9 protein-coding genes are annotated in these 9,904 nt (G+C 39.5%); 5 read left to right on the top strand and 4 right to left on the bottom strand.

What is annotated here, in order from left to right; genetic code table 11:
• Positions 1 to 33: 33 nt before the first annotated feature.
• Both PSE83_RS17700 and metC read right to left on the bottom strand, forming a co-directional pair.
• On the bottom strand, positions 34 to 711 hold the full coding sequence (locus PSE83_RS17700) for a DedA family protein (RefSeq protein ID WP_004905610.1): 678 nt from the start codon (positions 709 to 711) through the stop codon (positions 34 to 36).
• Between the two features lie 158 nt (positions 712 to 869).
• Positions 870 to 2,054 carry a cystathionine beta-lyase gene (gene metC, locus PSE83_RS17695; RefSeq protein ID WP_004905608.1) on the bottom strand — a complete coding sequence of 395 codons (1,185 nt, stop codon included), beginning with the start codon at positions 2,052 to 2,054 and terminating at the stop codon, positions 870 to 872.
• Positions 2,055 to 2,467: 413 nt separating this feature from the next.
• Here metC and exbB point away from each other — a divergent pair, with 413 nt between their 5' ends.
• The 4 genes from exbB (at position 2,468) to yedF (ending at position 6,824) form a co-directional block, all read left to right on the top strand.
• Positions 2,468 to 3,412 (top strand): tonB-system energizer ExbB, encoded by a 945-nt coding sequence (gene exbB / locus PSE83_RS17690; protein ID WP_004905606.1) that lies wholly within the window; start codon positions 2,468 to 2,470, stop codon positions 3,410 to 3,412.
• Between the two features lie 5 nt (positions 3,413 to 3,417).
• A complete protein-coding gene (gene exbD, locus PSE83_RS17685; RefSeq protein WP_004905603.1) occupies positions 3,418 to 3,843 on the top strand; it encodes a TonB system transport protein ExbD in 426 nt (141 codons plus the stop codon).
• Between the two features lie 1,530 nt (positions 3,844 to 5,373).
• Positions 5,374 to 6,588: a selenium metabolism membrane protein YedE/FdhT gene (gene yedE, locus PSE83_RS17680; RefSeq protein WP_004905600.1), complete on the top strand. Its 1,215-nt coding sequence runs from the start codon at positions 5,374 to 5,376 to the stop codon at positions 6,586 to 6,588.
• Positions 6,585 to 6,824 carry a sulfurtransferase-like selenium metabolism protein YedF gene (yedF, locus tag PSE83_RS17675; RefSeq protein WP_004905598.1) on the top strand — a complete coding sequence of 80 codons (240 nt, stop codon included), beginning with the start codon at positions 6,585 to 6,587 and terminating at the stop codon, positions 6,822 to 6,824. Before yedE ends, yedF begins: the two co-directional genes overlap by 4 nt.
• A 305-nt stretch (positions 6,825 to 7,129) precedes the next feature.
• On the opposite strand, the gene PSE83_RS17670 is transcribed toward yedF, so the two are convergent.
• Entirely contained in the window at positions 7,130 to 7,645 is a 516-nt protein-coding gene (locus tag PSE83_RS17670) for a GNAT family N-acetyltransferase (protein WP_004905596.1), read from the bottom strand.
• A 236-nt stretch (positions 7,646 to 7,881) separates the two neighbouring features.
• On the bottom strand, positions 7,882 to 8,787 hold the full coding sequence (gene rdgC / locus PSE83_RS17665) for a recombination-associated protein RdgC (protein ID WP_004905595.1): 906 nt from the start codon (positions 8,785 to 8,787) through the stop codon (positions 7,882 to 7,884).
• A gap of 203 nt (positions 8,788 to 8,990) precedes the next feature.
• Here rdgC and mak point away from each other — a divergent pair, with 203 nt between their 5' ends.
• On the top strand, positions 8,991 to 9,896 hold the full coding sequence (gene mak, locus PSE83_RS17660; RefSeq protein ID WP_172766809.1) for a fructokinase: 906 nt from the start codon (positions 8,991 to 8,993) through the stop codon (positions 9,894 to 9,896).
• The last annotated feature ends 8 nt before the right edge of the window (positions 9,897 to 9,904 follow it).

Here is a 9,904-nt window from a genome sequence, read left to right as displayed (position 1 = left end):
TGGCCGCTGACTAGCGGCCATTGTTCAGTCATATTATGATTTCTCTTTGCTACTCGAGAGTGCTTTGCGGTGTTTCCAGTACATTACAATTGAGCCAATTAGGCCACTAATCAGTAGGATAACTGGGATAATCATCAACGCACTAATCACAATTTGCTCGTGTTCTTTCACAAAAGGAATTTGGTTTAGGGCATACCCTAAGGTGACAATCAAGCCAACCCATAACAAACCACTTAACCAGTTAAAAAACTGGAAACGGCGGTGGCTTAATTCAGATAACCCAGCAAGCAAAGGTAATATCGTTCTGACAAATGCAAGAAAGCGCCCTATAAGTAGCGCGTATAAACCTTGCTTATTAAACATATTGTTTGCTTTGGTGTGATATTCCTCAGGGATTTGCGCTAACCAGCGCTTCACAACCTTAGTTTCACTTAACCATCGGCCTTGCAGAAAACCCAACCAGCAACCTAAACTGGCTGCGGTTGTTAGCAATAATATCGTGGGTATAAAGTGCAAAACCCCTTTGGCAATTAATGCACCAGAAAGGATCAACAAGGTATCACCGGGTAAGAAAGCGGCGGGAAGGACGCCATTTTCTAAAACAATGACAACAAAAAGTACGGTATAAATAACCCAAAGCACTTCAGGGTTGGAGAGTTTAAGGAAATCGTGGTGCCAAAGTGCCAGTACGATTTCGCGTAGGACTTCCATAATTATTCCTGTATCTGCGTAAAAGCGAATTTCTTTATCATCTATATTACAGGAAAAAAAGGGCTCAAGTTTGATTTGTTTGAAGAATTAATCATTTAGTGAAAAAATTGCAGGAAACATTTAACGCAGCTCCTGCAATTAATATATTGATTTTTAATTTAAATTCTTTCGAAAGCTAATTGTAAGTCGTGAATTAAATCATCGGTGTGCTCTAGGCCTATATGCACTCGGAAGAAGGTTCCTTCTTTTGGTGAAAAATCATACTGCCGCATATTGAGTAAATCTTCTTTTTGGTATCCCAAAATCAGCGACTCAAAACCACCCCATGAATAACCCATTTTAAAATGATTAAAATTATCAAGAAAAGCGGTAAATTGCTCAGTGGTTAAGCGTGATTTTAGTTGGAAAGAGAAAAGGCCATTAGCACCTGTAAAATCACGGATAAAGAATTCATGGCCCGGTGAATTCTCAAGTGCAGGGTGAAATACCTGTTCAACTTCAGGACGTTGTTGTAACCAGTTAGCGACTTGTAAGCTATTAATTTGATGCTGTTTTAAGCGAGTCGGTAATGTATGCAGTCCTCGATTAGCCATATAAACGGTGTCTGGATCAGCCGTTTGGCCTAAGAGATATGAATTTTCGCGCAATGTTTCAATACAGCGTTGGTTTGCCACAGCAAGGCCGAGCATACCGTCGGAATGGCCATTGATATATTTAGTTGCTGATTGGATTGATACGTCAACATCAAATAATAAAGGTTTAAGTAAAACACCAGCAGCCCAAGTGTTATCAATCATAATCACAATTTCAGGGGATTTCGCACGTATTGTCTTTACGATTGTCGGTAAATCATGAACTTCCATGGTGATAGAACCCGGGGATTCTAAGAATACAATACGCGTATTAGGCTGAATTAAATCAGCGATACCCGTTCCGATGAGTGGATCAAAATACGTGGTTTGGATATTTAACTTAGTGAGAATATTGTCGCAAAAATTTTGAGTTGGGTCATAAGCTGAGCCTGTAACAAGGATATGTTCACCAGCAGAAATAAACGACAAAATAGCATTTGTGATAGCTGCTGCGCCTGATGGGTAAAGGACGCATCCAGCACCTGATTCTAATTCTGTCATGGCCTCTTGAAAAGCGAAATGAGTTTGCGTACCACGACGCCCATAAAATAATACGCTATTTGCACGATGGCGAGTTGCATGACGTTTCTCTTCGAGCGTATCAAAAATAATAGATGATGCTCTCTGAATTACGGGATTTACCCCTTTTTGTGTGTACTTAGGGTTCCGACCAATATGGACTAATTGTGTTTCAGGTTTTATGTCTGCCATGATTTTTCCCTACACAGAGTGTGAACTTGCTAAATTCAAAGGTGATTTATACTAAGACGTTAAATGATCCTGATAGAAATGTAACTTGAGTATTCTTCAACTTTCAAATCGTAGGTAAGTTTTATTTTGTAAAGTTAAGTACGAACACTTAATTGAGCTGTGAATTATTAAGGAAAATAACCGCATAATAGAAAAGGGCATGTTTGTCTAAACGCAAAAAAACACAAAAAAATCGCGAATACTAATGATAATTACTATCAATTCGCGCTGTGTTTGATATCATCAGCACCGTCTTTTTGAAAAGAGACGGACAGCGCGAGTCAAATTTCGCTTTTAAAGGTTAGTCGATGAATGGCACAATCATCGATATGAATTTTATTATACAACACTAAAAAGAGAGTAAAGGCCAACTGATGCGTAAACTAACAGCTTCTATTCTATTGGCGTTCGGCTTGATGGGTACGGCAGTCGCTGAAACCACACCTGCAACAACACCAGCTGCGTCTCAAAACACACCATCAACACAACCGGCAGTAAATTCAGCCGCACCAACAACAACGACACCAAGTGCTGAAGTTGCATCAGTACCTGCTGAGCCTGCGCAAGGCGAAGCCGTGAACACAACAGTTGTTAATGAAAACATTGAAATTGCAACAGAAGCACCAACAGGGGGTTTTGATCAAGACTTATCTGTTTGGGGAATGTACCAAAATGCAGATAACGTGGTTAAAACCGTTATGATTGGTTTGGTGATTGCTTCTGTCATTACATGGGCTCTATTTTTCTCAAAAGGTTTGGAAATATTAGTCGCTCGTCGCCGCTTAAAAGCAGAAGCAAAAGCGATTGCTGAGGTGAAGTCACTTGATGAGGCGGTCAGTATCGCAGAAGGCTTCAAAGCAAATAGCATTACACGTATGTTATTAAATGAAGCTGTTACTGAGCGGGCTTTATCCGCCAATAGCTCTGATTTATCAGGCACAAAAGAGCGCACATCATTCCGTTTAGAAAGAGCTGTTGCTGCGATTAGCCGTTATATGGGGCGTGGTAATGGCTATTTGGCGACTATTGGTGCGATTTCTCCATTTGTCGGTCTATTTGGGACGGTCTGGGGGATCATGAACAGCTTTATCGGGATTGCCCACTCGCAAACGACTAACCTCGCTGTTGTTGCCCCTGGTATTGCAGAAGCATTATTAGCGACAGCAATTGGTCTTATTGCCGCTATCCCTGCGGTTGTGATTTATAATATTTTTGCCCGTATGATCAACAACTATCGTGGTCAAGTAGGGGATGTCGCTGCTCAGTCCGCATTGTTACTGGGGCGTGATCTTGATCTGGCAAATAGCAAAGCAAGGTAATTATTATGGCAATGCGTTTAGGTGACGAACAAGACGATAGCGGTGAAATGCATGAAATTAACGTAACACCTTTTATTGATGTTATGTTGGTTTTATTGATTATCTTTATGGTTGCGGCACCATTGGCAACAGTTGATATTAAAGTCGACTTACCCGCCTCGACAGCGAAGCCGCAGCCGCGTCCAGAAAAACCCGTTTTTTTAACGGTGAAATCGGACAGCCAGCTTTTTATTGGGGACCAAGCTGTGACAAAAGAACAGCTTGCTTCTACACTTGACCAAGCAACAAGTTCTAATAAGGAAACGACAATCTTTTTCCAAGCGGACAAGAGTGTTGATTATGAAACTATGATGGATGTAATGAATGCATTGCGTCAATCTGGGTACTTGAAGATTGGTTTAGTGGGTATGGAAGCAACAACTTCAAAATAAGCGAATTACATCGTATAAACGCGTTTTATCGTTAAGGGTAAAACGCGTTTTTTTATGATCTAACCATACCCCTAAGCTAAGTTCGTGTCTTACTAACCTCCCTTAGGTACTATTTGTGAAAATCCAAGCGCATTTATTTATCTAATTAATTTTTTTTTAAAGAATTTTATTCTTATTTGACGCTTTTTATTCGCAATTTGATAAGGTAGCTTGACCATTGTGCCCATTTTTTTACTCTATTTTGGATGTTTTCGCTTGTATTCCCGATAAGTAATAAATATTTTCATTAATTTTTATAATGAATTATTGTGTGTTTTTCCTTTCTTATCATAGTAATTTCTATTGATATTACCTTTTTTTCTACCTACTCATTAGTCATATTGATTCATTTTCTTAGTTTTTTAATTTATAAATACGAGTTAAATAACCTATTAATTCTGGTTATTTTATCAATGACAATGCAATAATGATGTAAAACTTTATTAAAAATAAACCATGTTACCAATAAGGATTTATATAAGTATTATTTTTAATCTATTTTTGTATATTCCCTTATTAATAGGGCGGTTATTTAATAAAAGAGAGATTGGTCAAAAAATGATTGTTTATCATAGGTCTGGTTGTTTTTATTTTTAATTTTTAGGTTGATAAATCTTAGTTACGTAAATACTACTAATAAATTATAATGAAAAATATGTTAATTTTATTAATGTTCAAAAAGTTTTATTATTCCAGGGAATATATTTTTAAAGCTAATTTATATATTTAATTAATATTAAATTTATTTTTAAATTTGAAATGAATTCTTTTTTATAAAAAATGTAAATTGTTTGTAATATCTTAACTATAGGTTAAATATTTTGCCTCATTCTTATGTTTTTTCTGTATCTTTTTGATTTAAATTGATTTTATTTTTTCTTCTGTATCTTGTCATGAAAATGAAAAAACACTTGCGCAACAAAAGTGTTGCGCTATAATGCAATCAATAACATTTAGAAACACTTTTAAATACTTTATTATACTGAGTTATCTATTTTTATAATTTACTTATGCTAGGGAATTAATAAGGCCAACACTAATTTGGGAATCATACAAAGTTAGTGAATATTTAGGTCTTAACATTAAAAATAGATATAATTACTTAACAGTTAGCTCAGCTAAGTAAATGTATTTAGACCGTGATATAAGTGTTATTACTGGAGTCAAATGGGCTGACTACAGACTACGCATAGCAAGCGTCGCCGTAATACGGCAATTTCATATTATACTCTTCTATAGATAAAATAAGACTACACTTCCAGCGTTATCATTGAGATAGCGCTTTTTTTTTATTCCTAACTATCTCTTTAAATCTGGCTGTGCTCGAGATCAATTTGCCTCTCGTTTTATGGTGAAATAACTTCACGAAAAAATTTATCGGAGTATGATGTTGCCACTTCGCTGTGGGGATCGATATAAATACTTATAACGATAATTATACAACGGCGAGTTTCTCTGCCAAGGTCTGGCGTGAATGAATTGGAAGTAACAATGACTTGGTCTGATTTTAAATCTCGCTATCTCATCGGTTTTTGGAAACCATTACCTGCAGTTATTGCCGCAGGTATCTTATCAACCTATTATTTTGGCTTGACTGGCACGTTTTGGGCAGTTACGGGTGAGTTTACGCGTTGGGGCGGGCACATCATGCAATTATTTGGCGCTGAACCAGAGACATGGGGCTATTTCAAAGTTATTGGTTTTGAAGGTACACCATTGGATCGCATTGATGGTGTGATGATTATTGGTATGTTTGCTGGGTGTTTTGCCGCTGCGTTATGGGCAAATAATATTAAATTACGAATGCCTCAGCACCGTATCCGTATTTTTCAAGCTATTTTGGGTGGTATTATCGCTGGATTTGGTGCTCGTTTGGCAATGGGGTGTAATTTAGCCGCATTCTTTACTGGGATCCCTCAATTCTCATTACACGCGTGGTACTTTGCTGTTGCTACTGCGGCAGGGTCATACTTTGGTGCGAAATTCACACTAATGCCAATGTTTCGCATTCCTGTGAAACTGAAAAAAGTCAGCACCGCATCGCCGTTAACACAAAATCATAATGTGGCGAAAAGACGCTTTAAACTAGGAATGGTGATTTTCACATTAGCACTAGCTTGGGGTTTTTATACTTTATTAGACTCCCCTGTGATGGGTTTTGCTATCTTATGTGGTATTGGCTTCGGGCTACTGATTGAAAGAGCGCAAATTTGTTTTACCTCTGCATTTCGTGACCTGTGGATCACCGGACGCACACATATGGCTAAAGCTATCATTATTGGTATGGCAGTCAGTGCAATTGGTATCTTCAGCTATGTACAGTTAGGCGCAACGCCAAAAATTTTATGGGCTGGGCCGAATGCAGTGATTGGTGGATTACTGTTTGGCTTCGGTATTGTGCTCGCTGGTGGTTGTGAAACGGGCTGGATGTACCGCGCGGTCGAGGGCCAAGTCCATTATTGGTGGGTAGGTTTTGGTAATATCATTGGTGCTACGGTGCTGGCTTATTACTGGGATGATTTAGGTCCTTGGTTGGCGACTGATTTTGACAAAGTTAATTTACTTGAAACCTTTGGACCAGAAGGTGGATTGCTAGTCACTTATGGATTATTAGCGGTAGCATTTGTGTTGATGTTGGTCTGGGAAAAACATTTTTTCCGTAAACGTTCTCAAAAAGCATCTAATGTATCCGTGGAGGTAATATGAGTAATAAAGACATTATCCCTGATTATCGTTTAGATATGGTCGGAGAACCTTGCCCATATCCAGCAGTAGCAACACTAGAAGCAATGCCATCGTTGAAAAAAGGCGAAATATTAGAAGTGGTAAGTGATTGCCCGCAGTCGATTAATAATATTCCTCTAGATGCGAAAAACTACGGTTATACGGTGTTGGATATTCAGCAAGATGGGCCGACTATTCGTTATCTTATCCAAAAATAACGAATACGCGTCATATTTTGCACTGTCGCGGTGTTGGCTTCATGCGTTAGCCCTAGTCACATACTTGTGTATGCTCCTAGGTTCTAACTCATTTGCCGCCTTGCGACAGCACAAACTATTTAGCGTATTGGTATTGGTCATACTTCGCACTGTCGCGGTGTTGGCTTCATGCGTTAGCCCTAGTCACATACTTGTGTATGCTCCTAGGTTCTAACGCATTTGCCGCCTTGCGACAGCACAAACTATTTAGCGTATTGGTATTGGTCATACTTCGTGCTGTCGCGTTGTTGACTGCACTTATAGGCTTACTCTTCTTGTTCTTGCCAATTAGTAATATCTAGGACCAGCTCGCATTCATCATCCATATAAGCGCCTGTTGGTACAAAACCAAGTTTTTTGTAGAACTCAAATGGGCTTTCTTCCCCTTCACCACAGCTATTATAAAGGCGTGGATATCCTTTTCTTTTTAAATAATGGATGACTTGAACTAGGGCTTCACGGCCGAATCCCAGCTTTTGGTAGGGTTCAGCAATCATAAAACGCCAAAGCATAATACCGTTATATTCTAATTCATCATCATCTAACCCAGAATGCAGCATGATGAAACCGACAGGGACATCATCGGCGTAAATGCCTCGATACCATGCGCAATCAGAAAACTGGGCTTCCACCATGGAATAGGCATTGTCAGCCACCATATTACGTTGTGCTTCACTAAGCGTATGACTTAGTAAGCAAATTTCAGAAAAATTATCGGCGGTGACTTTTTGTAGGGTAACCAGTGAATTTTCATCTAATTCAGGTTCGATGAGCTCTTTCATAACATTTCCTTCGACAGAATATTGACCATAATCATCAGTGATGGGCTATTTTTATTATTGTTGTTGAACATAATTAAATATTAGAAATTTGCGATATGGATATAAATCAATCAACCAGAGATTTCACTACCAGTCAATGACTTAATTGTGGCTATGTAAGCGGGATCTAAAAAGTGATGGCAACTTACTTAAGTGTGAGTTGCCATTGTGAGGGCGATAGAGGGGATAGAAACAAATTAGTGCTCGGCTTCGCCACCTAATACATCAATCAAGCGAGCGATTAATGCACTAAGTTCACCTGTCATTAATACGTAATCAGCATCAAATTTTTGCGCGTAGTCTTCTTTAGCGATGTCGTCATTTTGGTCTTTTAATGTATCGCTAAATTTGAGGCGCTTCAGGGAACCATCATCAGATAACATGAACTGGATACGCTCTTCCCAATCCAAGGCCAGTTTGGTAACGAGTTTACCGGCTTCAATGTGGGTGGCGATTTCATCAGAAATGAGTTCTTGCTTCTTACAACGGATAATACCACCTTCTTCTAAGATAGCTTTTAGCTCCGCTTCATCCATGACGGCAAAACCTTGTGGTAATGAGCCCGAACGGATCCATTCAGTGAGTGTTAGCTCTATTGGATCTTTAAAAGTCAGAGGGACGACAGGTAAGGAACCTAAGCTTTTGCGGAGTAAGGCTAAATTGTCTTCAGCGCGTTTTGCGCTTGCGGCATCAACAATAATTAATTGATTTACTGTATCAATCCAAATGTAGGTTTTACTGAATTTACTGAATGCACGAGGAAGGAGTGAGTGAACAACTTCATCTTTTAGTGAATCTTTTTCTGTTTTCTTCAGCTTACGGCCTTGGTCAGCTTCCAATTTTTCGATTTTATCCTGCAATTCTTGCTTAATTACAGGAGATGGCAGCATTTTTTCTTCTTTTTTAGCACAGATAAGAATTTGGTTACCCGCTGCATGTGTCAATGCATCACCACCATTCATAGGGGAAACCCAGCCAGTTTGCATCATATCTTGGCTACCACAAGGGTGATAGGCGAGGGCGGCAAGCTGTTTCTCTAAATCATCTGCGGAGAGTGCCAAATCCCGATTCAGGCGATAGACCAATATATTCTTGAACCACATGAAAAACCTACCTTTGTTGATAAATAGCCAGTTAGAGCAGGGAGCTATGATAGCGAATTGTCTGTTATTAAGCGAAAAAAAATGCGCTATCGTTGAGGGCTGCTATCATTTCATTAGTTAGCTATTGATAATCCCCCTCAAAGCAAGCCATGATAGCTATAGAAGCCCTGACATAAAAACTTTAAATAGTAGAGAACATCATAATGAGAATAGGTATTGACCTTGGTGGAACCAAAATTGAAGTTATTGCATTAGATGACAGTGGCAATACTTTGTTTCGTAAACGTATTCCAACACCTCGTGGTGATTATGATGCGACACTTAAAGCGATAGCAAGTTTAGTGGCAGATGCAGAAACGGCGACTGGGTTGTCAGGTAGTGTTGGTGTGGGGATCCCTGGAACATTGTCTCCTGTGACTGGTAAAGTTAAAAATGCCAATTCCACATGGCTTAATGGTAAACCGTTCGATGCTGATTTGAGTTATTTATTAAATCGTGAAATAAAAATGGCGAATGACGCTAATTGCCTAGCTGTCTCAGAAGCGGTTGATGGCGCAGGAGCAGGCGAGAAAGTCGTGTTTGCTGTTATTATCGGAACCGGTTGTGGTGCAGGAATTGCGATAAATGGGCAAGTGCATTCGGGGGGAAATGGCGTTGCAGGGGAATGGGGGCATAACCCTTTACCATGGCAAGATGAGCAAGATAGGCAGTTTCTAGTATCAGAAAGCTGTTATTGCGGGCTGACGGGTTGCACCGAATTGTTTGTTTCAGGTACAGGGTTTATGGCGGATTACGCAAAAATGTCAGGAAGCCAAAAAACGGGGATGGAAATTGTTGCATTAGCTCAAACAGGTGATAAACATGCCACCATTGCACTGGAAAATTACCTTAATCGCCTTGCAAAAGCCCTTGGACAAGCCATTAATATGTTAGACCCAGATGTGATAGTGCTAGGGGGCGGAATGAGTAATGTTGATTGCCTCTATGAAGAGCTACCAAAGCGTATTCGTCAGTGGGTGTTTGGTAGGGAGTGTGATACACCGATTCGTAAGGCGGTGCATGGCGATTCGAGTGGGGTTCGCGGAGCTGCTTGGTTGTTTTCGTCCTAATTTACGCT

It is taken from the genome of Providencia sp. PROV150 (assembly GCF_028481025.1).
GTDB lineage: Bacteria > Pseudomonadota > Gammaproteobacteria > Enterobacterales > Enterobacteriaceae > Providencia > Providencia hangzhouensis.
This window is presented reverse-complemented; position numbering and strand designations above follow the sequence as displayed.

Coding starts and splice junctions, on each gene's coding strand:
- PSE83_RS17700 (WP_004905610.1), bottom strand. CDS start 711: ATGGAAGTCCTACGCGAAATCGTACTGGCACTTTGGCACCACGATTTC.
- PSE83_RS17670 (WP_004905596.1), bottom strand. CDS start 7,645: ATGAAAGAGCTCATCGAACCTGAATTAGATGAAAATTCACTGGTTACC.
- yedF (WP_004905598.1), top strand. CDS start 6,585: ATGAGTAATAAAGACATTATCCCTGATTATCGTTTAGATATGGTCGGA.
- rdgC (WP_004905595.1), bottom strand. CDS start 8,787: ATGTGGTTCAAGAATATATTGGTCTATCGCCTGAATCGGGATTTGGCA.
- exbD (WP_004905603.1), top strand. CDS start 3,418: ATGGCAATGCGTTTAGGTGACGAACAAGACGATAGCGGTGAAATGCAT.
- exbB (WP_004905606.1), top strand. CDS start 2,468: ATGCGTAAACTAACAGCTTCTATTCTATTGGCGTTCGGCTTGATGGGT.
- mak (WP_172766809.1), top strand. CDS start 8,991: ATGAGAATAGGTATTGACCTTGGTGGAACCAAAATTGAAGTTATTGCA.
- metC (WP_004905608.1), bottom strand. CDS start 2,054: ATGGCAGACATAAAACCTGAAACACAATTAGTCCATATTGGTCGGAAC.
- yedE (WP_004905600.1), top strand. CDS start 5,374: ATGACTTGGTCTGATTTTAAATCTCGCTATCTCATCGGTTTTTGGAAA.